Genomic DNA, 24636 nt, shown 5'->3' on the forward strand with positions numbered 1-24636 from the left:
AGCACATCAGTCGTCAGCGTCGTCATAGTCTTCGTTTTCTTTGGCGTTGGTCTTTGCGCGTGGATCCTGCTTCGCGGACCCCGGCAGGTTTTTCGTTGCCGGCTGTTGCAGCACCAACGGCGCCGGCGGTGCAGAGCCATCCTTGTCCTGACCGAAGTAGAGCGTCATGTGCGGGAACGGAATTTCCACGCCTGCCGCGTCCAGATGCTGTTTCACCAGGCGGTTATAGGCACGCCCCACCGCCCACTGCACACCGGGCAGCGTCTTGATGCGAATCCGGATATCCACCGCGCTGTCGCCCAGCGCCGTAACACCATGCACCTCGAGTTCGCCAATGATCTTGGCGCGCTGCTCGTCATCGGAAATCAGCTCATCAAACGCGTTGCGCAACAGTACGATGACTTCGTCTGTATTCTCCCGATACGCCACACCATAGACGCCCACATGGTAAGCAAACTCCCGCATGTAGTTGGCCACGGTATCCACCGATGAAAAGGGGATCAGGTGATAGGTGCCGGACAGATCGCGAATACCCAGGGAGCGAATGGTCAGCTTCTCAGCGGTGCCGGTTACGCCGCCAGCGGTAACAATGTCGCCGGCATTGATCGCATTTTCCAGCTGGATGAAGACCCCGGTGATCACATCCTGTACCAGCTTCTGGCCACCGAAGCCGATCGCCAGACCCAGGACACCGGCGCCGGCAATCAACGGCCCGATATTGATGCCGATTTCTGCCAGCACGATCATCACCGTAATCACGATCAGCACTACGGCAATCGCGTTGCGGAAGATGGTCAGCAAGGTGCGCTCCCGGGCGCTGGGCTCACCGTTACCGGTGTTGGGGTTAAGCCGTTGTTCGATCCAGCTGGCCAGGCCGATCCAGAGTACGGAGGCCAGTAGAATGATGACCAGCACACTGATCAGCGCACCCAGCATGTGCGTGCCGGCATCCGAACCCAGCCAGGTCGCCACATCGAATACGCCCCAGGCATTGATCACGACCATGGCTACCGCCGCAATGATCAGCAGGCGCATAACCCGTAATGCCTTCGGTACGAAACCATTGATGCGCCCTTCCAGCATCGGGAAGCGCTCGCGGGTTTCCGGCGGCAGTATCAACTGGCGGCTGATGATCTGCGTCAGCACCAGCGAGACAAAGGCGCCTACACCAATCGCAGCAAGCGTCTGCACGGTGGCCGACAGCATCATCGGCAGCGCCGTATCCGGCCGCAGCAGCGTCACGATGGCCAACGCGGCGAAGTAAGCCACCGCAAGGATATGCCAACTGCGCGCCAGCATACCCAGCGCCACACGCGTCACCGCCATGTCCGCGTTATTGGCCCGCTTCTGCAACGCGTCAGAGACGCGGTCGCGGTTTTGCAGAATGACAGCCAGTGCATAGATGAATGCCAGTCCCATGATGGCCAGCGTCACCATGCGACCCAGCGCCGGGGAAATATTGAAATTGATCATCGGCACGATCAACAGCACCCCGTAGCCGATAAAGCCACTCAGGCGCGCCAGCCAGGCATTCCAGTAAGCCGCCTCTTCCGCAGGCATGGGCAGCAGGCGCAAGCTGTCATCGCGGGAAGCAAACAGCACTCTCAATGCCGCCTTGAATACCTCGATCAACAGGAAGGCGTTGAGGAACAGGGATTCCCGTGCATCCATGCCGCCGGACTCGCCAATCACGAACAGCGCCAGCAGATAGCCGCCCACCCAGGCGAAGACCACTACACTGACATCCAGTATTGCGGAACCGATAATCGCCACACCGCGCCGAATCAACGACGGCCCGCTGCCTGCCTTGACCCACATATTCGCACGATGAAAGACCGGCCGCGCCAGACGCCGCAGCACCATGAACAGCACCACCGTCGCCACAATCACCAGCCCGAGATTCAGCAGTGCGCTGCCGATGGCCGCCAGGTTAAGACTCTCACGGGTCTCGGTCAGCGAGGCCAGCGCACCAACACCGCCGGAGAACTCGGACACCAGGCTCTGGGCAAAATCCTGCGTGGTGTTGGCGATCTTGCGTGCGAAGGACACCTGATCCGGCGCCTGGCCGCTGGGCGCGACCATATCCTCTTCAGCAGGAATGGCGACACCAGCATCATCATCCAGCACGGATGACCCCGCCAGACGGCGTAATTCACTGATCAGTTCAGCGCGCGATTCGTCGTTCTCGAGAATTTCCGCCAGGCTATCGTAGGCAGAGACGCCATGCTGCGTTTGCGTCGGCGCCTGGCCCCCTTCTTGAGCCCGCGCCGTATTCGGCGACATACCTATCAGTAAGGACACGCATAACGCGGCACATATGATCACGAAAAACGCAGACGACGATTGCCAGCGCAGCAGGCGGGAATGATTCAACAGTAGTCTCCAGTCTTTTACCTTTTGTGGCACTCAGGATAAAAAGCCGGGCACCCCATTACCACCCCTGTCACGTGACAGTTCGCAACTGAAAAACAAGATTTTGAAAAATACGGACGAACAATTACTCGCTTGTGAAAATGCCGTGAAAAATGAACATTCCTCGACCAGTCGGCACGCCACTCGCCTCGCGCCCCCATCCCGGCAGTCATCCGTTGCAATGCCGGGCAAGCCCCCTTCCTTCCGTGGGCACGAGTCCGCAGGCACCTGCCCCGGCGACCACCGCCTCGCCAACCCGATGAACCAGGTTAATCTTGCGTGAAGGCCATGCTATGCTTGCCGCTCGCTAGCCCAGAGTCCAGGCCGCCGATGAACCATTATCTTTCCAGATACCTGTATAACCGCTTCACCTTGCCATACCGCCCTTTCTATCGCGCTTACCCGTATGACGGGGGCCTTTCCATCAACAGTGCCGACTCACGCGGCATGGTGGATCTGGCGCTGGGCTTCTTCTGCAACCGGGTACCGAAAGCGGCCAACTCTGCCATCGTCACTCACCTGGCGCAGCTCAAGTTCGGGCGGGATATCGCATCACACGACGCCAAGCGCGCCTTTCGCACACCGGGAACATTGAACCGGAAAGAGGTTGAACAGTTCGCGGATCTCTTCCGCTTCACCGTGGTGCGCAACCCTTATAGCCGCGTCTTGTCCGCCTACCTGGACAAGATGGCACGCTTTCCTGAGCGCAACACCAGCTACGCCACTTTCGACGCCTTCGTCGAACGGTTATCACAAGACCCGGCATATCTGCTCAGCAATGCGCACTGGGCACCCCAGACAGCGCTGATGCTGATTCCGGTTGAAGACTTTGATTTTATCGGCAAGGTTGAATCGCTGGATCAGGACCTCGCGACAATCACCGCAAAAATACACGGCAAGGCAACGCCTCTCGCGACGGCGGATGCCGGACCACCGTCAACCGGTGCGTCAAAAAAGCTGCGGCAGTATTATCACAACGATGCATTGATTGCTGCGGTGAGAGATATTTACCAGGCGGATTTTTCCCGACTCACTTACCCCACCGACTTTCCCGCCTGAACCGGAAAAAACACCAGCAAAATGACTGCAACTTTCCCGCGCTCGGGCTACAGGCGCATCACCGGCAAAGATCGGCGAGGGCGGCAGGGTCCAGGTGGCTGTCCAGCATATCCGCAAGGCGGTCGAGCTGGCTGTCGCGATGGGCGCGGTAGTCCACCGGGGTGGCCTCGGTAAGGCCCGCCCAGCGCAGGAGGGCGGTGCAGGCATCGGGGTGGTCGAACACACCGTGGACATAGGTCCCCGCGATCTGGTCGTCATCGCTGCGGGCACCGTCCGGGCGCGAAGCCGCGTCGTCATCCAGAGTCAGCAGCGGGCGCGCCAGTGCCGGGCCGTCGCTGACGCCATTATGGATTTCGTAGCCCGCCACCCGGGCGGCCCCGCCCGTCATGACGCCCTGCACCTGACGCAATTGTTTGCCCGGCACCATCCGGGTGTTCAGGCGCAGCAGCCCCAGGCCCGGACTGTCGCCGGGCGGTCCCTCGAGGCCGTCCGGGTCGGCGATGCTATCACCCAGCATCTGGAAACCACCACAAATGCCCAGCACCCGGCCGCCGTAACGCAGATGCCGTTGCAACACCTGCGGCCAGCCCTGCTCGCGTAACCAGGCCAGATCTGCGCGGGTGCTTTTGCTGCCGGGCAGCAGGATGAGATCTGCCGGTGGCACCGTCTCTCCGGGGCCGACAAATGTCAGTTGCACTTGCGGATGCAGGCGCAGCGCGTCCAGGTCGGTGTGATTGCTCAAGCGTGGCAACAGTGGCACTACTACTTTGAGCATCTGCGATGCGCTATCGCCAGACGCGGCCGCCCCACTCGTCCCCAGGCCAACACTGTCTTCCGCATCCAGCAACAGGCCCGACAGATACGGCAATACGCCCAGCACCGGTTTGCCGCTGTGGCCGCTGAGCCAGTCCAGGCCGGACTGCAACAGCGCCACGTCGCCACGAAACCGATTGATGATCAGCCCCGTGGTTCTGGCACGTTCGCTGGCCGACAGCAGCGCCAGTGTGCCGGTGAGCTGCGCGAAGACGCCGCCGCGGTCGATGTCGCCCACCAGCCATACCGGGCAATCAATCGCCTCGGCAAACCCCATATTGGCAATATCGTTGGCGCGCAGGTTTATTTCGGCGGGGCTGCCCGCGCCTTCGGCAATAATCAGATCATGCCGCCGGGACAGGCTTTCCCACGCTGCCAGCACGGTCTCCCGCGCTTCTGCCTTGAAGGCGTGATAATCCAGCGCCTGCATGTTCCCATGCACCCTGCCCCGCAAGATCACCTGAGAGCCCATGTCCGACTGCGGCTTGAGCAATACCGGATTCATATCGCTGTGGGGCGCAATGCCGCAGGCCTGTGCCTGCAAGGCCGTGGAGCGACCGATCTCGCCACCGTCTTCGGTCACGGCGCTGTTGAGCGACATGTTCTGCGGCTTGAACGGCGCTACCGACACACCACGTCGCGCCAGCCAGCGACACAGCGCGGCGACGACCGTGCTTTTGCCGGCGTCGGACGTCGTGCCCTGGATCATCAGCGTCGGCATGGGGGTTACAGCTCTATGCCTTTCTGGGCGCGCACGCCCAGGTCTTTGAAGGCGTGTTTGACGACTTTCATTTCCGTCACTGTGTCGGCCAACTCCAGTAATTCGGCGGGCGCGTAACGGCCGGTGACGATTACGTGCTGCATGGCGGGGCGTTGCTGCAGATCATCCATGACCCGGTCGCGATCCAGATAGTCATAGCGCAGTGCGATATTCAGTTCATCCAGCAGAATCAGGTCGTAGCTGTCATCTTGCAGCATGGCCGCTGCAATGTTCCAGGCGGCTTCGGCGGCACGCACATCCTGCTCGCGATCCTGGGTATCCCAGGTGTAGCCCTCACCCATGACGTGGTAATCCACGTTTGGCAGATTGCGAAAGAAGCGATCTTCGCCGGTGCTGAATTTGCCTTTAATGAACTGCACGATACCGACCTTCATGTCATGCCCGAGGGCGCGTGCCACCATACCGAAGCCGGAGCTGCTTTTACCTTTGCCCGGCCCGGTGAGCACCAGCAAAACGCCCTGATCTTTCTGCGCCTTTGCCATGCGTTCCTGCATGATTTTCTGTTTGCGCGCCATGCGAATGGCGTGGCGCTCGGGGGTCTTGGCATCTTCTCGCACAATGCGTTCCTCTTGATTAGCGCACTCGATTCAGCACGCGGACCCACCCAGCAACCGGGCAACCAGCGCCGGTGCGGACGGGAAGTATCCATGAAAATAACTCGCCACCAGGTTGCCCTGCTGGTACACCGGCTCTGCCACTGTGCCGCCCAGCCGCCGGGTGTGGCAGGCTGGTGCCAGGGTCGTGGTCAGTGCCGAATGATGGTAGGTGTGGCCGCGCAATATCTCTTCCGCGCCACCGGGCGGTGTCATCGCCATGCTTTGCAGGCCAAGCCCTTGCAAGCGTCCGACCATGCGTGATTCACCCGGCAGCAGCCCGCTCATGGTGTGAGCGAGACCGTCCTTGTCCACCAGCGTCTCCATGCAGTACATGAGCCCGCCGCACTCAGCCAGGATCGGTTTGCCGCCTTCGTGGTGCGCACGCACCGCGCGGATCATGGGCTGGTTTTGCGACAGGGCGGCCGCATGCAATTCCGGGTAGCCGCCGGGGAGCCAGAGCGCATCCACATCCGGTAACTGCGCATCCTGCAACGGCGAAAAGTAATGCAGGCTGGCGCCCATGGCTTCCAGCAATGCAATGTTGGCGCGGTAAATAAACGCGAACGCCTGATCCCGCGCAATGCCGATACGCACGCCCGCCAGCAGCGGCGGTGGCGCAGCAGGCACCGGCGCGCTCAATGTCACACTGGCTGGCAGCTGGTCGAGCCCCGCGTCGATCAACACCTGGGCCGCTGCGTCCAGCTGCGCATCAAGGTGCGTCAACTCCGCTGCCTGCACCAGGCCCAGGTGGCGGTCCGGGATACTGAATGCCTCGCTGCGCGGAATCGATCCCAACAGGCGCACGTCGGCCGGCATGCTCGCCGCCAGCATTTCCACATGCCGTGCGCTGCCAACGCGGTTGGCAATCACGTCATGAATACGCACGTCGCTGCGGTAGCGGGCCAGGCCCAGCACGACGGCACCGAAGGTCTGCGCCATCCCGGTCGCGTTAATTACCGGCATGGCGGGCAACCCTGCCAGCACAGCAAGGTCGGCACTGGACGGATCGCCATCGAACAAACCCATGGAGCCTTCCACCAGCACCAGGTCGGCCTCGGACGCAGCCTGGGCCAGCCGCCAGCGGCATTCATCCTCACCGGTCATCCAGGGGTGCAACTGATAAACCGGCGCACCGGATGCCACTTCCAGCACCATGGGGTCCAGGTAATCGGGGCCGTGTTTGAACACACGCACGGTGCGACCTGCATTGCGGTGCAGGCGCGCCAGCGCGGCGGTCACCATGGACTTGCCCTGACCGGAGCCGGGTGCCGTAATCAGCGCCGCAGCGGTGGTGCCTGTATAGCTGTTTGTCGTCATTCAAAAGTCCGTATGTATACGATGCGATCAGCGCGCGGCCATCAACGCGCAACAAAGACCCGCACGCCATCCACCTCGCCAACTGCCAATCGCTGGTCATAGAGTTTTTCCAGTGCCGCAGGCACCAGCATGTCGTCGGTGGGCCCCCAGCAGGCCTCGCCGTCGGGGTACAGCAACAACAGATGATCACACCAGCGCGCGGCGAGATTCAGATCATGCAGACACATCACCACGGCACGGCCGTCGCGGGCCTGCTGATGGAGCAATGTCATCACCGCCACCTGATGATGCAGATCCAGGTGGTTGGTCGGTTCGTCCGCCAGCCAGACGGCGGGGGTCTGGGTCAGCGCCAGTGCCACCGCCACCCGCTGGCGTTCGCCGCCGGACAGGGTGCTCACCAGCCGGTCCCGTAACGGCAGCAGGTCCAGCTGTGTCAGCGCCGCCTCCGCCAGGGCCAGGTCTGCAGCGCTTTCCATCTGCCAGGGGGACAGGAACGGATGTCGTCCGATCAGCACCGTCTCCATCACTGTCGCGGGAAAACCGTCCTGGCGTTCCTGGAAGATCACGGCCAGTTGCTGCGCCAGGGCGCGACGGCGCCAGCCGGGCAGCGGCGCATTGTCCAGCAGCACCGTGCCACCGCGGGGCGGGCGCAGCCCGGCCAGGGTATGCAGCAAGGTGGTCTTGCCGGCGCCGTTGGGGCCGAGCACGCCCCATACCTGGCCGGGCTCGATACGCAGATTCAGCGCCCGGCCGGCCGCACGGCCCGGCACATCCACCACCAGATCACAGGTTTCCAGCACCATCACATGCGGCTCCTGTAAAGCAGGTAAAGGAAGGTGGGCACGCCCAGCAGTGCGGTAATGACGCCCACCGGCAACTGCTCCGGCGCCAGCACCGTGCGCGCCAGCGTGTCGGCCAGGGTCAGCAGAATCCCGCCCGCGAGGGCCGCCGCCGGCAAGATGATGCGCTGATCATTGCCCAGCACCAGGCGCAGCATATGCGGCACCACCAGCCCGACAAACCCGACACTGCCCGCCGTGGTCACGGCCACCGCCGTCAGCAGGCTGGCAAGAATATAGATGCCCCACTCCAGGGGCCGCACCGCCACCCCGAGGGCCGCCGCCTGCAGGGGGCCGCGCGCCAGCACATTCAGCACGCGCCCGGCGGGCAGCAACAGCAGGCAGGCCAACACCAGCGTCAGCACCGGTGGCCAGGGGCTGCGTGCATAGCTCATATCGCCCATCAGCCAGTAGAGCATGCCGGGCAAACGCTCTGCCGGGCTCAATGCCAGCATCAGCGTGATCACCGCGCCCCACCCGGCGGCCACCACCACCCCGGTCAGCAATAGTCGCGTGGGCGTCCAGCTGCCGGTGCCATGGGCCAGCCCGAACACCAGCAACGTCGACAGCAAGGCACCGGCAAACGCCGACCCGGATATCAGTGCGGTGCCCAAGCCGGACAGCATCGCCGCCAGCGCGCCCACTGCCGCGCCACCGGAAAGCCCGAGCACATAAGGGTCCGCCAGAGGATTGCGCAGCAGGACCTGCATCAGGGCACCGGCCACGGCCAGTAAGCCGCCGGTGGCAAAAGCGGCCAGCGCCCGGGGCGCACGCAATTCCAGCAACAACAGCCGATGCAGCGGCTCGCCTTCGCCGCGCAGCACGGCGAAGACTTGCATCGGCTGGACGGTTTCACTGCCGATGGCCACGGCCAACGCCAGCGCCAGCAGCGAGGCCAGTATCAGCACCAGCCAGGTCAGGCTGTGGCGCAGCCCTGCATCAGCGCCGGGCACGGGCTGTCTCCAGGTGCTCGCACAGGATTTCCCCGCCCTGTAGCAGGCGCGGTGTGGGACGCTGTATGCGCGAGGGCGGCACGAAGAACAGGTTGTCGCGCTGCACGGCGGTCAGTGACGGGTAGCGCCGCCAGTCGGTGAGCCAGTCTGTATTTTCCTCGCCCATGCCGCCCGCCACGATGGCTTCCGGGTTGCGCACCAGCACCGACTCCACGCCAATGCGCGGCACCCGGCGCGGCAGCGTCGCAAACACATTTTCGCCCCCGCAGAGCGCGATGACCTGATGGATCAGGTGGGTCTGGTTGACCGTCATGATCGGCTCATCCCAGACCTGATAAAACACGGGCACCGGGGCCGCCTCGGCATAGCGTTGCCGCAATGCATCAATACCGTCCCGGAATGCCTGCGCTGCACTGGCGCCGATGTCCTCGGTGCCCGCCAATCGGGCCAGCCGCTCCAGCGACGTGGCCACATCCTCGAAACTGACCGGCTCGGTGAAATACAGCGGAATGCCGAAGCGCTCCAGCAACGCCACCTGTTCCGGCGGATTGCCGGTGGGCCAGACCAGCACCAGGTCCGGTTCCAGCGCCAACAAGGCCTCCATGTCCACGCGCCGATTGCTGCCCAGTTGTGGCAGCGTCGCCGCATCGGGCGGGTAGTCGCTGTAGTTCACGGCCGCCACCATCCGCTCACCACCACCGGCGGCATACATCAGTTCGGTGGCACCGGGCGACAACGCAATGATGCGCTGCGCTGGCGCAGCCAGGCACACCTCACGCGCCGCATCGTCAACCACGCAGCGCTCGCCCTGCTCTGCAGCCACCCCAAGGGGCAGCATCAGCAGCACGCACGCCAGGGCGCCTGCGCGCAGCGCGTTAACACACCGTGTTCTGATGAATCCGGCCGTGCGGGCCATAGCGTCTTCCTGTTCAGTGCTGCGTGTTCAGCGAAGGTCGTAACGCAGTGTCAGGAACGCATGTCGCCCGGCACTGACATCGTTTGCGACCACTTCGTATTGCTTGTCGAGCACGTTCTCGATACTCAGCCGCGCCGACCAGTGTTGCGCAAAGCGCACGCCGGTGCGCAAGTGCAGCAACCCATAGCCCGCCAGACGCTGCTGGTTGGCGGCATCATTGTAGCGGAAGCTCTGGCCGACGGCGGAAAGCCCGACAAAGGCATTGCCGATGTCGTGATCCAGATCCAGGCGCACCGCCTGCCCGGCACGGCGCTGGATACGGTTACCGGAATCCCTGTCACGGGGGTCCATGGCCGTCGCCGCCGCGCGCCAGCGCAACCCCGACAGCTCGCCGCCCGCGCCGAGTTCGACACCGCGAATACGCGCCCGCTCCACATTGGTCGGCCGGCGCACACCATCATTGCCCACCGCATTGACGATCAGGTTGTCCACCTCGTTATGAAAGACCGCCAGATCCCAGAACATCTGTGTGTAGTCCGCGCGCAGCCCGAGCTCGGTGCTGACTGATGTCTCCGGTGACAGATCCGGGTTGCCGGCAAAGGTGGGCGAGGCGGGGAAATACAGATTATTGAACGTCGGCGCACGAAACGCTGTGGCGCGGCTGACACGCAGCCGATGCCGCGCATCCAGGGCCAGCCCCAATGCAAACGCGCCGGTGGTTTCTGTGCCGAAGGCTTCATTGTCATCCCAACGCAAACTGGCCTGGGCATCAACGCGCCCGGCCTGGCTCAGCAGTTGCGCATAGGCTGCGGTGTTATCGCGGCTGTCTTCGGCAAAGGCCGTGCTGCTGTCGACCTCATCGCGGAAATACTCGCTACCGACAATCAGTTCGTGGCGCCCCAGGAACAGATGATTATCCCAACGCACGGCGCGTGTGCGGGTATCGAAGAAGGATTCATTGCCGGTGCTGGCCGATGTGGTCACCCCGTCGTCGCGCGCTTCACTGACCTGCAGATTGATCAGCCAGCGTTCCGTCATCGGCAGTGCGCCGGTCAGCGCGCCCACCTGTTTGGTGAAATCCGTATCGCCCGTGGTGAATACCGTATTGCCCTGGGTGCGAAACCCCAGCACGCCGACCTCGGCACCGTTATCCAGCTGCTGCACCACGCGGGCCATACCCGAGGTGTTGTAGAACCCCTTGTCCTCATTGTCATTGGCGCGGATGCGGGTGCCATCGGTATGAAAATGATTGGCTGCCACGCTGTAACGGGTGTTGCCATGACGCCCCGCATGGCCTGCGCCATATTCATGGGCGCCAAACGACCCGCCGCCAACCTGTACCCAGCCACGGTCATGGTGGCCGGAAGGCACAAACGCCTGCACCACACCGCCCACGGCATCGGCGCCATAAATACTGGCGCGGGGGCCGCGCACTATTTCCACGCGCTCCAGCAACTGCGGCGGCAGGAATTGCCACGGTGCATTACCGGATGTCGCGGAGCGAATGCGCACGCCTTCAATCAACAGCAGCGTCGATTCGCCGCTGTTGCCGCGAATGAAGACATTGGTGTTTTTACCGAAAGAGCCGTTGCTGGCGACATCCACGCCGGGCTGGCCGCGCAGCAATTCGCCCAGTTCTCGGGGTTGCTGCTGACGCAGCATATTCTGATCGATCACCGTGACGGAGGTCAGGCTGTCACTGACCGTGCGCGCCGTCAGGTTGGCGGTCACGACCACCGGGTCCAGCGCGTTGTCACGGTGTGCAACATCCTGATCCGCCACCGGGTGGTCGGTATCGTCGGCATAGGCCGGCAGGGTAGCAACAAGGCAAAACAGACCCAGGGCTGTCACGCTCCCCGGGAAGCGACAAGCACGAAAAAAAACAGACGTCGTCAAAAGGCTATTCAAGAAAGTATCCCCTGCAAGCCGTGCTCACCCGCACGGCATCATGGGCGTGGCGGGGGTGGGCTTACAGGAACAGCAGAGCGGACACGGCATCAGGCGCCGGCATGGTCGACTGCCCCGCCGCTGCCCTCCGCAACGCCTGGCTTACGCCGCCCGAAGCATGGGCGGCACTGACGCTCCTGGCCGGTATCCGGGCTGATGAGTGGGCGGCGCGGACGCGCCGACCGGAATGATTGCCTTCCCATGTCCGCAGACACAGTGGCACTTCAATCATTCTTGTCTCAATCACCGTTGCGGGGGCAGCGCTGGTTTTACACCAGCTTCCCGTTTAACCCCGCCGGCTGTCGGCGGGGCACCTGGAGGCGGGGCGGACATTAGCACAGCGACGCGCGGGCGCGCCAGCGTCAACCTTGCAGGGCGACGGCCCAGACCGTTGCCTCAGACCGTTGCCTCAGACTGAAGCGCCGCGTCGAGTCGCGCCATGGCCGCCGCGTCGGCGGGCAACGCAAAACGCAGCGCCGGGGGCTCGGCAAAACAGCGCACCAGAATGCCGTGCCGTGCCAGCCCGTCGGCGAGACGCAAGGCGTCCGGATGCGGGCAGTAGCAGAACAGATCACACGCCCCGGACGGGGTCAGGCCATGACGTCGCAGCAACGCCTGGAGCGCCTGGGCGGCGGCGGCGAGACGCGTGCGGGCCTGTGCCTGCCAGGCCTGATCGGCCAGGGCCGCGCGCATGGCAAAGCGAGCGGGGCCGCTCACTGCCCACAGCCCAAGCCGCTGCGACAGTGCGGCGCACAGCGCCGGCGGCCCGCACACCAGTCCGGTGCGCGCCCCGGCCAGACCGAAAAACTTGCCCAGCGAACGCAGCACCAGCAGCCCGTCAGGTCCGCAATCCGGGGCCAGCGATTGCGCCGGTGACGCGTCCAGAAAGGCTTCGTCCACGATCAACCAGCCGCCCCGCGCCGCCAGCGCCCGGTGCCATTGCAGCAGCTGCTGGCGGGGCACGATCTCGCCGGTCGGGTTGTTCGGGTTGATCCATACCAGCACCTGCAGTTGCGGCAGCATCGCTGTCACCTGCGCTACCGAGGACAAGGGCACCACCTCATATCCTGCCGCTGCCCAGCTATGGCGGTGCTCACTGTAGCCCGGCGTAATCACGCCGACGCGGGCGGCAGCGGTCGATGCCTGCTCCGCCGGGTAGCCCTGACGCAAACCAGGCAGCGCCGCAATCACCCCCTGGCTGCCCGCCACCGGCACACATCCGGCGGTCGCCGGCGCGCCAGCCCAGCGCGCCGCCAGACTGGCCAGCCCGTCATCGTCTTCCGGTAAACGCTGCCAGATTTCCGGCGGTAACGGCGGCACCGGCCAGGGCCAGGGGGTAATGCCCGTCGACAGATCCAGCCAGTCTTCCCGGGCAATGCCCCAGCGCCGCACGGCAGCATTCAGTTGGCCGCCATGCTCGGCTGTCTGATGGATTGCCTGATGGATTGTCTGGTCGATTGTCTGGTCGATTGCCGGACCGGTTAAAGCATCTGTCATAGCGCCAATCCCTCCGCCAGTCCCAACGCCACGAGCGTCACGACCAGCAGCCATACCAGCACGCCACGCCGAACCAGCCGCAGCGCGCGGAGAATACTGTCAGCATCCGGCGGGGCGCCCTCGCCCAGCACCGGCCGCGTTTTCCAGCCCCCGTGATAGGGGGCATCGCCCCCCAGTTGCACACCCAGCGCACCGGCACCCGCCGCCATCACCGGCCCGGCATTGGGGCTCTCCCAGCGCGCCGCCTGCTGCCGCCAGCAGCGCAACGCCGTGCGGCACTTGCCGCAGAGCGCGTAGGTCAGCGCCACCAGCCGTGCCGGCACCCAGTTCAACAGATCATCCAGCCGTGCTGCCGCCCGACCAAAACGCAGATAGCGTGGCGTGCGATAGCCCCACATGGCATCCAGGGTATTGACCAGCCGGTGCAGGACCACGCCGGGCAGGCCCCCCAACAGAAACCAGAACAGGCTGGCGAACACCGCATCTGCGCCGTTCTCCAGCACCGACTCCGTGGTAGCTGCCGCCACGCCCCGGGCGTCCAGTTGCGCAGCATCGCGACTCACCAGACAGGCCACTTTTTCCCGCGCCATCGCCAGGTCTCCGGCGGCCAGCGGTGCGGCCACCGCCCGTGCATGCTCGCCGAGGCTGCGCCAACCCAGCGCCCACCACAGCCCCAGTGCCTGCACCACAAACAGGGCAACACCATCCAGCACATGGCTCAGCAACAACGCCAGCACAACCCAGGGCAGCACCAGCACAAGTAGCGCCAGCGCGCCGGTGCGAATACGCCCGGGCGCATGATTCAGGCGCTGTTCGAGCGCCGCCGCAAGCCGCCCGAAACCGACCAGGGGGTGCCAGCGCCGCGGCTCACCCAGCAGGGCATCCAGCAGCAGCGCGCTGAGCAACAGCGCAGGCAGCATGAGGTTCAGGTGTGTCAGCAAGGACATCATCGTCAGGCAGGACCGGGGGCACGAAACGGAGCGACAGTGTGCGACAGGTGCGCACGACTGGCCAGTAGAAATGGTTGACTTCCCCGGGCAACGCCCTAGCATGCCGATGCGTGTTGAACCGGGCTGCCACTGGCTATCGACGCCGCCGCGGTATGCTGTGTCCCGTCGTGCCAAGGAGCCAACTGCGATGACAACTGCTTCATTTTCCCAACGCTTTTTGCAGGCGCCGCCAGCGCCAACATCAGCGGCCGCCGAGCGCGCCCGCGACCGCCAGGCCTCGCTGACCAAGCCCGCAGGCTCACTGGGTCGACTGGAGCAACTGGCCATCACCCTCGCCGCCCAACAAGACCGGGACAGACCCGCTGTGGATCGGGTACACATTGCCCTGTTTGCCGGCGATCACGGCGTCTGCGAAGACGGCATCTCCGCCTTCCCGCAAACAGTCACCGGCCAGATGATTGCCAATTTCGCGGCCGGGGGCGCCGCCATCAGCGTTCTGGCGCGACAGCTTGGCGCCACCCTGGAGATCATCGATACCGGGACCGTATCGGCGCGACATCCGCAAGCCATCGACGCACGCATCGCTGCGGGAACCGCCAACCTGGCGCGCACCGACGCCATGACCGCTGCCGAGCGCGATCAGGCACTGATGGCGGGCGACGCAGCCGCCGAACGTGCCGCAGCGGCCGGCGCCGAGCTGTTCATCGGTGGCGAGATGGGCATCGGCAACACGACCAGCGCCGCCGCGCTGGCCTGTGCCCTGCTCGACGCGCCTGCCAGAGCGCTCACCGGACCGGGCACCGGGCTCGACGCAGCGGGCGTGACCCACAAGACCCGCATCGTCGAGCAAGCGTTACACCGGCACGCGGCGACGCATGCGCGGCTGGCGCAGGACCCGCTGACGGCCATGGCGTCGCTCGGCGGCTTCGAGATCGTCGCCCTCAGTGGTGCCATGCTCGGTTGCGCGGCGCGCCGCATTCCGGTGCTGGTGGATGGCTTTATCGTCTCCGTGGCGGCACTGGCTGCGGTACGCCATGCCCCGGCGCTGCGCGACTGGCTGCACTTCGCGCACCGCTCCGGCGAGCCCGGCCACGCCCATGTGCTGGCGGCACTCGACGCCGAACCACTGCTCGATCTGGGCATGCGTCTGGGCGAAGGCAGCGGCGCGGCCGTGGCGGTGCCACTGTTGCGCGCGGCTTGTGCGCTGCACAATGAAATGGCCAGTTTCGAGCAGGCGGGTGTGGATAAAACCCGGGAAACCTAGCGGACAAAAAAAAGCCGGCATGCACAGGTCATGCATGCCGGCGAGGCTGTTTTACTTGAAGGGCTGTTGCGGGCCTGCTGTGCCGTTGCCGGTCAGAGCTTGTCGGCAATCAGGATTGCCAAGGCGCCGCAGAACACGCCGACACCGATGACCCGGAACGCCCAAAGACGCAACGCCAACCAGTCTGTTACTTGCAATCGATAAGCGATCGCAGACCATCCCGTACGTGATATCTGCATAGTTTCCCCCCTTTGCAATCCGGGCACCCGCACTCCCTTACCGGCCCGTCCATGCAACATGACAGTGCGACGCTTCCCCTACGCCGCACCCACCCCAAAAGTCTTCAAGCGCCCACCCGCGATTCTTTCTCTATGCAAACCGTCTATGTGCGAACCGCATCATGAGCAGGCGCCATTCTGTGGCCCACCCGCATGAGGAGCTTGTCCATCCGTCTCAGATTGCTGGCCTGTTTGTCTCAGGCCCTCTGTGGCAACGGAGTCGCGACACATCCTGCCCAGCCACTGACGCAACACCGGGTGCGCGTTGTCCGCCCCCTCGTCAGTGCGGGCCGCAACCGATGGCGCCGCTTCTCGGTTTGCCAACAATTCCCCCGGCAGTACATCAAACCTGCGACGGAACAACCGGGTAAAATGACTCTGGCTGGTAAAGCCCCAGCGCATGGCGACATCGATCACGCGTGACGGAAGGTCTTGTGCGCCCGCGTGTGCCAACTCGTCGTAACAACGACGCAGGCGCGCTTCACGGATGAAGCCGGCCACGCCACCCAGCGGCGCGAACAGCCGATAAAGCCCGGCCCGTGAAAAACCAAAACGCTGACACAGATGTTCGGGTGTCAGATCATCCTGACCCAGGCGTTGCAGGATATAGGCACACACCGCGTTGAGCCGGGCCTGCTCCGGCAAATTCGGGAGCACCTGCTCCAGGTCCTGATGCAGCCCCCGAAACGCCGCAACCGTCGTGGCAATCAGCGTTTCATTAATGCAGGACAGCGCCTCCGGTCCCGTCAACGCCAACTGCCGCCACACCGTCTGCAGATGATTGCCCAGTATCGACGCCAGCGGCGACCCGGCGCGCAACACCGCACCCCGGGGGAGCGCGCCCGCCTCCCGCACCTGCTCTCGCGGGATGACCAGAGACAACACCCGCGAATCATCTGCACGGGTTGCCATGGCGTCGGCCATGTCCAGCAAGCCGATGTCCCCGGGCTGCACCAGCATCTGCCGATGGCCGTTGGTACCACGGTATCCGCCGGTCATGTACAACTGCACGAGCAGCGGCTCCGCGCCGTCGGCCGTACTGTGACGCAGGCCGCGTTCATAATGGCTGGCGGGAAACCGGCTTTCGGCCAGCATCAGTTGCTGTAAATCATAGGTGTCGATCCGCGCATTGAATCGGCCTCGAGGCTCGTCCGCAGCGCGAGCGTGGAACAAGGGGGACAGGCTATCGCGCCAGAGGGCGTGCCCCTCCTCTGCGGGTAACGACGCCGTATCCAGTGAATCAAACGGCAACCCCAGGGACGCCGTACTGTGATGATTATTCGACATGACCTGTACCCCCCGTACCGCTTGATCTTACCGTGAGACAGGTCGTTGTGTGAACCGTGTCACACTTTGTCAATTTGCGCCTCTCAGGGTCATCCTTTATTCGGCAGCGCGCCACGCTTGCCCTTTGCGCCTGCCGCCACTACCTTCGTGCCTCGTATTCGCCAGCGGCCTCTTTGCCGTGACATTTAGCCCATGAGCAAGCACCCCATGACCGAGACCACCACCTGTCTCATTGATCTGTTGCGCCACGGCGAGCCCGAGGGCGGTGTCATGTACCGCGGCCGCCGTGACGACCCCTTGAGTGAGACCGGCTGGGCCCAGATGCGGCGCGCCACAGCGGGCATCAGCAGCTGGCAGCATGTGGTCAGTTCGCCCCTGCAACGCTGCCAGGCCTTCGCCCGGGAGCTCGCCGACGCGCGCGGCCTGCCACTGACCGTGGAATCCGGCCTGTGCGAAATCAGCTTCGGAGACTGGGAGGGCCTGACCCCCGAGCAGGTCGAGGCGCGGGATGGCGATCGCCTCGCCGCCTTCTGGGCCGACGCCGAACGCCACCCGCCGCCCGGCGGCGAGCCCGTCAGCCTGTTCCATCAGCGCGTGGCCAGCGCCTGGCATGCCCTGCTTGACACACCGCCCGGCGAGCACCTGTTGATCGTCGCCCATGGCGGTGTCATTCGCATGATCCTGGCGGAGGTGCTGGGCCTGTCGCCGGCGCGGGCCATGGCCGGCTTCCAGGTGCCATTCGCCTGCCGCACGCGGGTCCGCATGGACCTGACGCCCCACGGTCGCCTGGTCAGCCTGACCAGCCATGGCCTGGCGGAGGCGCTGTGATGCAATCCCTGCGCCTGGCCCTCGCCCTGCTGACCCGTATTCCGGTGCGCCTGACGACACCCGTGACGGCAGCGGACCACGGGCGCGCCGTCGCCGCCTATCCGTTCGTGGGCGCACTGTTGGGAGGGGTATTGATGGGGCTTGCGTGGCTGGCCGTGCACAGCGGCTTGCCAGTCTGGCCGGTTGCCATCGTCCTGGTCACCGTGCAGGTCGTCCTCACCGGCGCACTGCATCTCGATGGTCTGGCGGACAGTGCGGATGCCTGGCTGGGCGGTCAGGGTGATCGGGAGCGCACCTTGCGCATCATGAAGGACCCGGCCTGTGGTCCGGCGGGCGTGTGTGCGTTGTTGCTGGTATTGCTGGGACGCTGCGCGGCGCTGGCCACGCTGCTGACGCTCGCTACTGAACTCACCACTACGCTGGTACTCATGCCCCTGCTATTGGCACCGATCCTCGGGCGCAGCGCCTGCGCGGCACTGTTTCTGAGCTTGCCCTATGTGCGCGCTGGCGGTCTCGGGCAGGATGCCGCAGCCACCCTGCCGCGCCAACGGGTCAGCCTGATGCTGGCGCTGGCGGCGTTGGCCACCGTGCTGCTGGGCGGGTGGGTGGGCGCCTTGATGCTGGGCATCACCCTGGTGGTCTTCCTGCTGGCACGTCGGCAGATGCAACAGAAGCTGGGCGGCTTTACCGGCGATACCGCCGGCGCACTGGTGGAAATCACGGAAACGCTGGTATTGCTTGGCGCGGCCCTGTGGCTGGGCCGCGGCTGAGCCCAGACAGCCCGTATCAGACAGCCCGTATCAGACAGGTCGTTTGAGCGGCAACGACAGCCCCGCCATGACCAGCTCCACGCTCTGGCAGCGCGCCGCCAGCGCCTGGTTCAGCCAACCCAGCTCATCACAGAAGCGACGCGTGAGCGGGTCCATACCGATCGTGCCCAGGCCCGTTTCATTGCTGACGATGACCACCGGCGCCGGATAAACCGTCAGCGCCTGCAAAAACGCATCACGCTCGCGCCCGAAGATCGCTTCGCCTGCGTGCAGCAGGTTGCTTACCCACAGGCTCATGCAGTCCACCAACAGGCAGGGGGGCTCGGGCATCATGGCCGCCTCGCGCAGCACCATACCTAGCGACAGCGGTGCCTCGATCAGTTGCCAGCGAGCCGGACGGCGGGCGCGGTGGCGATCAATGCGCGCCGCCATTTCCTCATCGCCCGCTGTCGCCGTGGCGACATAGGCCACTTTCGGATGGGGCCGGACCAGCGCCTCGGCACGCGCACTCTTGCCACTGCGTATGCCTCCGAGAATCAGCGTTTTTTGCATACGTGTTGTCTTCCTGCTCTGTCGACACCTCTGATGTATCAGCCCTATGGTATCGGATTTGCCGCCGCCCACGTGTCGAGCTAATGTAAAAAGCCTTCCCCGACAGCCCGACCCGGTAACCGCTGCATGCCCTTGAATACCGTTGACATCAACCGCCAGCGCGGCCACTTCAATGACCGCGATCAGTTGTGGCTGTTCGGCTATGGCTCGCTGATCTTCAAGGTGGATTTCCCGGTCACCGATGCGCGCCCGGCCTTTATTCGCGACTGGTCACGGCGCTTCTGGCAGGGCTCCCACGATCATCGCGGCACGCCTGAGGCGCCCGGCCGCGTCGCCACGCTGATTCGCGAGCCCGGCGCCTGCTGCGTCGGCATGGCCTACCGGATTACGCCGGCGGTGTTCGACCATCTGGATATGCGCGAAAAGAACGGCTACCTGCGTTTCAGCACACCGCTGACCTTTACCGACGATCGCGCACCCGATCAGGAGGAAGGGCTGGTCTATATCGCCACCGAGGACAACGCCGCCTTTCTCGGCCCGGCCGCCGAGGAAGACATCGCCCGCCATATCGCCGGGGCCGAAGGCCCCAGCGGCCCCAATCGCGATTATCTGCTGAGCCTGGCAGACGCGCTGCGCGAACTGAACGCCGATGATCCCCACATCTTCGCCATCGAGCGCTTTCTCAGATGATCAAATGAACGGCGCGGGTTTTACCGCTGTACCCCCATCCAGCGCGATGACATTGCCGGTGATATAGGCCGCCGCCGGTGAGGCCAGGAATACTGCCAGCCCTTCCATATCCCGCGGCTCGCCCAGGCGCTGAAGCGGCACCTGCGCCGCCTGGGCGCTCGCCATGGTGTCGTCCTGCATGATGAAACGGGTCATCTTGCTGGGGAAAACACCCGGGGCAATGGCGTTGACCGTGATGTGCCGGGCGGCCAGTTCATTGGCCAGAATACGGGTCAGATGATTCAGTGCCGCCTTGCTGGGCCCGTAGGCATAGGCCTGCATGCTGGCGGTAGTTTGCCCGGCGATGGAGGTCACATTGATGACCCGCGCCGGATCATCGGCACTGCCTGCGGCGGCCAGCAGGGGCGTGCATCGCTGCGTCATGACGAATGCGGCTTTCACATTCAGGTTCTGGATCTTGTCCCAGGCATCACCGGGGTAGTCCTCGAAGGAGGCCCCCCAGGTCACGCCCGCGTTGTTCACCAGCACATGGAGTTTTTCTTCCCGGGCCTTCAATGCCTCCACCAGCGCCTGGCAGCCGGCTTCGGTGGACAGATCAGCCGGGATGCCGATGCAGGTGCCATGGGCCGACAGGGCTTTCGCGGTCTCGGCGCAGGCCTCGGCCTTGCGCGATGCCACATAAACGGTGGCGCCATGTTTCACCAGCCCCTCGGCAATCATGTAGCCAATGCCGCTGGTGCCGCCCGTGACCAGGGCAATCTTGCCGTGGATGGAAAACAGATCCACCATGAGCTTCTCCTGCTTGCTGTGGTTTACCGGAATGCCAGCAAGGTTGCAGCCCACAAAGGAATAACACAATGACCGATCGGATCTTCGAGGGACTACTGATTCTGGTGGCCGCCGTGTTCACCGTATTTTTTGCCGTGACCATTGTGCCGGCGTTGCTGGAAAGCGGTGATATTGTCGGCGCTATTCTGGCGGGCTTCGTGAACCCCTTTGCAGCGGGGTATTCAACGGATGTCATTCTCTGCTGGTTCGTGCTGCTGATCTGGGTGGTTTATGAACGGCAGCGGCACGGTATTCGCCACGGCTGGATTTGCCTGCTGACGGGGCTGGTGCCCGGGGTTGCCGTAGGCTTTCCGTTGTATCTCGTCGTGCGCAACCGGCAATTGTCGGCAACCCGCGGCTGAAAAAAAGACATAAAAAAGGCGGGCTTGCGCCCGCCTTCTTCATTCAACACATCAGGTTGTCGAGATCAGACGTTCTCGAACTGACCCATGGTGTTGTCTTTGCCGCCTGCTTTCAGTGCTGCTTCGCCAGCGAAGTACTCTTTGTGGTCATCACCGATGTTGGAACCGGCCATGTCCTGGTGCTTCACGGTAGCGATGCCCTGACGGATTTCTTTCCGCTGAACGCCAGCAACGTAAGCCAGCATGCCTTCGTCGCCGAAGTAGCCTTTGGCCAGGTTGTCGGTGGACAGTGCCGCAGTGTGGTACGTCGGCAGTGTGATCAGGTGGTGGAAGATACCTGCTTCACGGGCCGCGTCACGCTGGAAGTTACGGGTCCACTCGTCAGCCAGCTGGGCCAGCTCGGAGCTGTCGTAGTCAGCGCTCATCAGCTTGGCGCGGTCGTAGGCGGAAACGTCTTTGCCTTCAGCCTGCCATGCATCGAACACCTGCTGACGGAAGTTCAGGGTCCAGTTGAAGGACGGGCTGTTGTTGTAAACCAGCTTGGCGTCCGGCACCACTTCGCGGATACGGTTGACCATTTCTGCGATCTGGCCGACGTGGGGCTTCTCGGTTTCGATCCACAGCAGGTCAGCGCCGTTCTGCAGGCTGGTGATACAGTCCAGCACAACACGGTCAATGCCGCTGCCTTCCTTGAAGCAGAACAGGCCAGAGGCCAGACGCTTCGGCTTGAGCAGTTTGCCCTGGGACTTGATGACCACGTCGCCGTTCTGGATTTCGTCAGCGCTGGTGATGTAGTCGCCGTCCAGGAAGCTGTTGTACTGGTCGCCCAGGTCGCCCGGCTCGTTGGTTACTGCGATTTGCTTGGTCAGGCCAGCACCCAGGGAGTCGGTACGGGCAACAATCACGCCGTCGTCGATACCCAGCTCCAGGAACGCGTAACGTACCGCGTTGATCTTGGCCAGGAAGTCAGCGTGAGGAACGGTCACTTTACCGTCCTGGTGGCCACACTGCTTCTCGTCAGACACCTGGTTTTCGATCTGGATGCAGCAGGCACCCGCTTCGATCATCTGCTTGGCCATCAGGTAGGTCGCTTCCGCGTTACCAAAGCCAGCGTCGATGTCGGCGATGATCGGCACAACGTGAGTTTCGAAGTTGTCGATCTTGCTGACCAGCTCGGCTTCTGCCTTGCTGTCGCCCTTGGCACGTGCTTCGTCCAGGCTACGGAACAGGTGGTTCAGTTCCCAGGCATCGGCTTGCTTGAGGAAGGTGTACAGCTCGCGAATCAGGTCAGCAACGGTGGTCTTCTCGTGCATGGACTGATCCGGCAGCGGGCCGAACTCAGAGCGCAGTGCGGCAACCATCCAGCCGGACAGGTACAGGTAACGACGCTTGGTGCTGCCGAAGTGCTTCTTGATGGAGATCAGCTTCTGCTGCCCGATGAAACCATGCCAGCAACCCAGGGACTGGGTGTACTGAGAAGAGTCCTTGTCGTAGGCAGCCATGTCGTCGCGCATGATCTTCGCGTTGTACTTGGCGATGTCCAGATGCGTGTTGAAACGGTTCTGCAGACGCATGCGGACGGCAGACTCAGGGTTGATCGCGCTCCAGGTCTTGTTGCTCTTGACCACAGATGCGACGGCTTCGATGTCCTTGGTGTATGACATGGTCCGATCCTTTACGGTTGGCATTGGAAACTGTGGCCACTCAGCGCTGGGCCACCCAGGCTGCGCATTCTAAGCCCTGGCCAAGCCATAAATGAAATCGATATTTCGTATACTCAGCATTCACCGCATGAATAACGTATAAAAACAGCCAGTTAACCCCCAGTCAGACCGCATCGATCATTCGAATCGCAAAAAAGCCAGCCGGTCACCCACCGCCACAGAGGTCTCTGCGGGCACCACCGCCAGCCCGTGCGCCCAGCAGGCCGAGCTGAGCATGCCGGAACTCTGGTTGTCGTGGGGCACCAGCTGTTGCGCGCCCGCTGGCCCGGCGACCTGCACGCGCAGGTACTCCTGCCGTCGCCCCGGCTTGTCCACACTGAAGCCCGCGGGCAGCCAGGTGACCGGCCAATGCGGATCACCCGCCAGACACTGGGCGCGCCGCAACCAGGGCAACACCAGCACCATAAAGGTCACCAGTACCGCGCTGGGGTTGCCCGGCAGGCCCATAAAGGGCACCTCGCCCACCCGACCAAACGCAAAGGGCTTACCGGGCTTGATGGCGATGCGCCACAGATCCAGCGCCCCCTGGGCCAGCACGGCACCACGCACATGATCTTCTTCGCCCACGGACACACCGCCGGTGGTCAGGACCAGGTCAGCCTCGGCCGCCGCCCGCGCCAGCGCGGCCTCCGTGTCCGCGCGCCGATCTGCCACCCGGCCCATATCCACCGGCACGAAACCGGCTTCGCGGAGCAAGGCACACAATAAAAAGCGATTGCTGTTGTATATCTGCCCCGGCGCCAGCGCCTCGCCAGGCTCCGCCAGTTCATCACCGGTGCTCAGCACCGCCACGCGCAACGGCCGGAACACCCGGACCTGCGCCAGCCCGACCGAAGCGAGCAGCCCGATATGCCGCGCCGTCAGCCGCGTGCCAGCGGCCACCACCTCGGCGCCCGCATCGATATCCTGCCCTTGCCGGCGAATATTGCTGCCTTGCCGGGCCTCCGTCGGCAGCACGGTTTCTGCATCGTCCTGCACCGTGCACTGCTCCTGCATCACCACGGTATCCGCGCCCTCCGGGACGCTGGCGCCGGTAAAGATGCGCGCCGCGGAACCGGGCGCGAGGGGCAACGGCATCGCGCCCGCCGGAATACGCTGGCTGACCGGCAGGCCTTCCGGGTGCGTCGCCAGATCCGCATAGCGCAGCGCATAACCATCCACCGCACTGTTATCCGATGGCGGCACCGTGACCGCGCTGAACACCGTCTCTGCCAAGACATGATGCAGGCTCTCGCCCAACGGCACGGTTTGCACGGCGGGCGGCGCAGGCACGGCAGCCAGCAGTCGCGCCAGCGCGGCGTCCACGGACATCATGGCGCGGCGCTCCCGCTGCCCCCGGCACGCTTGCGGCTGACCAGACCGACGAAATTGCAGGGCCGATGTCGGCTGTCGAGCTGCTCGGCCAGAATGCCGTCCCAGCCGGTGGCGCAGGCGTTGGTGGAGCCCGGCAGACAGAAGATGGCGGTGTGATTGGCCACCCCGCCCAGGGCGCGGGATTGCACGGTGGACGTGCCAATCTCGGCCAGGGACAGATGCCGGAACAGCTCGCCAAAGCCTTCTATGGGTTTGTCGAACAGCGGCGCCAGCGCCTCCGGGGTGACATCCCGCCCGGAAAACCCGGTGCCGCCGGTGACGACAATGACCTGCACGCCGGTGTCCACGATCCAGCCGGACACCACCGCCCGCAATTGATGCACGTCGTCGCGCACCAGCGCACGGGCCGCCAGCCGATGCCCTGCCTCGCTCAGGCGCGCCACCAGCAGATCACCGGAGGTGTCATTGGCCTCGGTGCGGGTGTCGCTGACCGTCAGCACGGCAATATCAAGGGGTACGAATGCAGCAGCAGCCTGGCCCATGGGAACGTGTTCTCCTGTCAGATTTCAGGGGGAAGCTCGAGGCCCGAATGGTACCGCATTCCGGCGGCGGTTATCCGGCCTCGCCGCCGGAAACAGGCATGAACACGGCGTTTTGAC

The 24636-nt window shown here is 64.1% G+C and carries 23 protein-coding genes and 1 riboswitch; of the genes, 6 read left to right on the forward strand and 17 right to left on the reverse strand.

All coding sequences use genetic code 11. The features are described 5' to 3' along the window. Positions 1 to 6 precede the first annotated feature (6 nt). Positions 7 to 2373: a mechanosensitive channel protein gene (ybiO, locus tag K8B33_RS14780; protein ID WP_223427868.1), complete on the reverse strand. Its 2367-nt coding sequence runs from the start codon at positions 2371 to 2373 to the stop codon at positions 7 to 9. Positions 2374 to 2742: 369 nt separating this feature from the next. Here ybiO and K8B33_RS14785 point away from each other — a divergent pair, with 369 nt between their 5' ends. Further along, positions 2743 to 3471: a sulfotransferase family protein gene (locus K8B33_RS14785; RefSeq protein ID WP_223427871.1), complete on the forward strand. Its 729-nt coding sequence runs from the start codon at positions 2743 to 2745 to the stop codon at positions 3469 to 3471. Between the two features lie 58 nt (positions 3472 to 3529). Here the strand turns inward: K8B33_RS14785 and K8B33_RS14790 are convergent, their stop codons facing one another. The 9 genes from K8B33_RS14790 to cbiB form a co-directional block, all read right to left on the reverse strand. Then, positions 3530 to 5005 carry a cobyric acid synthase gene (locus K8B33_RS14790; RefSeq protein ID WP_223427873.1) on the reverse strand — a complete coding sequence of 492 codons (1476 nt, stop codon included), beginning with the start codon at positions 5003 to 5005 and terminating at the stop codon, positions 3530 to 3532. A gap of 5 nt (positions 5006 to 5010) precedes the next feature. Further along, positions 5011 to 5622, reverse strand: coding sequence for a cob(I)yrinic acid a,c-diamide adenosyltransferase (gene cobO / locus K8B33_RS14795; protein WP_223427874.1), 612 nt, complete (start codon positions 5620 to 5622; stop codon positions 5011 to 5013). A gap of 30 nt (positions 5623 to 5652) precedes the next feature. Continuing rightward, entirely contained in the window at positions 5653 to 6978 is a 1326-nt protein-coding gene (locus K8B33_RS14800; RefSeq protein WP_223427875.1) for a cobyrinate a,c-diamide synthase, read from the reverse strand. Between the two features lie 41 nt (positions 6979 to 7019). Continuing rightward, positions 7020 to 7784 (reverse strand): ABC transporter ATP-binding protein, encoded by a 765-nt coding sequence (locus tag K8B33_RS14805; protein WP_223427876.1) that lies wholly within the window; start codon positions 7782 to 7784, stop codon positions 7020 to 7022. Continuing rightward, complete coding sequence (locus K8B33_RS14810) at positions 7781 to 8770, reverse strand: FecCD family ABC transporter permease (RefSeq protein ID WP_223427877.1); 990 nt, start codon at positions 8768 to 8770, stop codon at positions 7781 to 7783. The genes K8B33_RS14805 and K8B33_RS14810 overlap by 4 nt, the downstream gene beginning before the upstream one ends. Further along, positions 8757 to 9686 (reverse strand): cobalamin-binding protein, encoded by a 930-nt coding sequence (locus tag K8B33_RS14815; RefSeq protein ID WP_223427878.1) that lies wholly within the window; start codon positions 9684 to 9686, stop codon positions 8757 to 8759. Before K8B33_RS14815 ends, K8B33_RS14810 begins: the two co-directional genes overlap by 14 nt. A gap of 27 nt (positions 9687 to 9713) precedes the next feature. After that, positions 9714 to 11537 carry a TonB-dependent receptor plug domain-containing protein gene (locus K8B33_RS14820; protein ID WP_223427879.1) on the reverse strand — a complete coding sequence of 608 codons (1824 nt, stop codon included), beginning with the start codon at positions 11535 to 11537 and terminating at the stop codon, positions 9714 to 9716. A gap of 218 nt (positions 11538 to 11755) precedes the next feature. Next, positions 11756 to 11966, reverse strand: a riboswitch (cobalamin riboswitch). Between the two features lie 63 nt (positions 11967 to 12029). Then, complete coding sequence (gene cobD / locus K8B33_RS14825) at positions 12030 to 13130, reverse strand: threonine-phosphate decarboxylase CobD (protein ID WP_223427883.1); 1101 nt, start codon at positions 13128 to 13130, stop codon at positions 12030 to 12032. Beyond that, positions 13127 to 14071, reverse strand: a complete 945-nt coding sequence (gene cbiB, locus K8B33_RS14830; protein ID WP_317846240.1) for an adenosylcobinamide-phosphate synthase CbiB — start codon at positions 14069 to 14071, stop codon at positions 13127 to 13129. Before cbiB ends, cobD begins: the two co-directional genes overlap by 4 nt. A gap of 196 nt (positions 14072 to 14267) precedes the next feature. Between cbiB and cobT the strand changes: the two genes are divergently transcribed. Continuing rightward, a complete protein-coding gene (gene cobT, locus K8B33_RS14835; RefSeq protein WP_223427886.1) occupies positions 14268 to 15344 on the forward strand; it encodes a nicotinate-nucleotide--dimethylbenzimidazole phosphoribosyltransferase in 1077 nt (358 codons plus the stop codon). 92 nt (positions 15345 to 15436) lie between these two features. On the opposite strand, the gene K8B33_RS14840 is transcribed toward cobT, so the two are convergent. Further along, positions 15437 to 15583 (reverse strand): hypothetical protein, encoded by a 147-nt coding sequence (locus tag K8B33_RS14840; RefSeq protein WP_223427889.1) that lies wholly within the window; start codon positions 15581 to 15583, stop codon positions 15437 to 15439. A gap of 159 nt (positions 15584 to 15742) precedes the next feature. After that, a complete protein-coding gene (locus tag K8B33_RS14845; RefSeq protein WP_223427893.1) occupies positions 15743 to 16909 on the reverse strand; it encodes a helix-turn-helix domain-containing protein in 1167 nt (388 codons plus the stop codon). Positions 16910 to 17101: 192 nt separating this feature from the next. Here K8B33_RS14845 and K8B33_RS14850 point away from each other — a divergent pair, with 192 nt between their 5' ends. Then, a complete protein-coding gene (locus K8B33_RS14850) occupies positions 17102 to 17737 on the forward strand; it encodes a histidine phosphatase family protein (protein WP_223427895.1) in 636 nt (211 codons plus the stop codon). Further along, positions 17737 to 18507 carry an adenosylcobinamide-GDP ribazoletransferase gene (locus K8B33_RS14855; RefSeq protein ID WP_223427897.1) on the forward strand — a complete coding sequence of 257 codons (771 nt, stop codon included), beginning with the start codon at positions 17737 to 17739 and terminating at the stop codon, positions 18505 to 18507. The genes K8B33_RS14850 and K8B33_RS14855 overlap by 1 nt, the downstream gene beginning before the upstream one ends. A 30-nt stretch (positions 18508 to 18537) precedes the next feature. Here K8B33_RS14855 and cobU read toward each other — a convergent pair whose 3' ends face one another. Then, a complete protein-coding gene (gene cobU / locus K8B33_RS14860; protein ID WP_223427899.1) occupies positions 18538 to 19059 on the reverse strand; it encodes a bifunctional adenosylcobinamide kinase/adenosylcobinamide-phosphate guanylyltransferase in 522 nt (173 codons plus the stop codon). A gap of 126 nt (positions 19060 to 19185) precedes the next feature. Here cobU and K8B33_RS14865 point away from each other — a divergent pair, with 126 nt between their 5' ends. Continuing rightward, a complete protein-coding gene (locus tag K8B33_RS14865; RefSeq protein ID WP_223427902.1) occupies positions 19186 to 19749 on the forward strand; it encodes a gamma-glutamylcyclotransferase in 564 nt (187 codons plus the stop codon). Here the strand turns inward: K8B33_RS14865 and K8B33_RS14870 are convergent, their stop codons facing one another. After that, entirely contained in the window at positions 19750 to 20538 is a 789-nt protein-coding gene (locus tag K8B33_RS14870) for an SDR family oxidoreductase (RefSeq protein WP_223427904.1), read from the reverse strand. Positions 20539 to 20606: 68 nt separating this feature from the next. Here K8B33_RS14870 and K8B33_RS14875 point away from each other — a divergent pair, with 68 nt between their 5' ends. Next, the gene (locus tag K8B33_RS14875) at positions 20607 to 20939 is read left to right on the forward strand and encodes a DUF2834 domain-containing protein (protein ID WP_223427907.1); all 333 of its coding nucleotides are present in this window, start codon (positions 20607 to 20609) and stop codon (positions 20937 to 20939) included. 65 nt (positions 20940 to 21004) lie between these two features. Here the strand turns inward: K8B33_RS14875 and K8B33_RS14880 are convergent, their stop codons facing one another. The 3 genes from K8B33_RS14880 to moaB all read right to left on the reverse strand — a co-directional run bounded on the left by K8B33_RS14880 (position 21005) and on the right by moaB (position 24519). Further along, positions 21005 to 22603, reverse strand: a complete 1599-nt coding sequence (locus K8B33_RS14880; protein ID WP_223427910.1) for an isocitrate lyase — start codon at positions 22601 to 22603, stop codon at positions 21005 to 21007. 177 nt (positions 22604 to 22780) lie between these two features. Beyond that, entirely contained in the window at positions 22781 to 23977 is a 1197-nt protein-coding gene (locus K8B33_RS14885; RefSeq protein ID WP_223427912.1) for a molybdopterin molybdotransferase MoeA, read from the reverse strand. Further along, positions 23974 to 24519 carry a molybdenum cofactor biosynthesis protein B gene (gene moaB, locus K8B33_RS14890; protein ID WP_223427913.1) on the reverse strand — a complete coding sequence of 182 codons (546 nt, stop codon included), beginning with the start codon at positions 24517 to 24519 and terminating at the stop codon, positions 23974 to 23976. The genes K8B33_RS14885 and moaB overlap by 4 nt, the downstream gene beginning before the upstream one ends. Positions 24520 to 24636: the final 117 nt, after the last annotated feature.

This window comes from Alcanivorax limicola, from assembly GCF_019931215.1.
In the GTDB taxonomy this organism is placed as follows: Bacteria; Pseudomonadota; Gammaproteobacteria; order Pseudomonadales; family Alcanivoracaceae; genus Isoalcanivorax; species Isoalcanivorax limicola.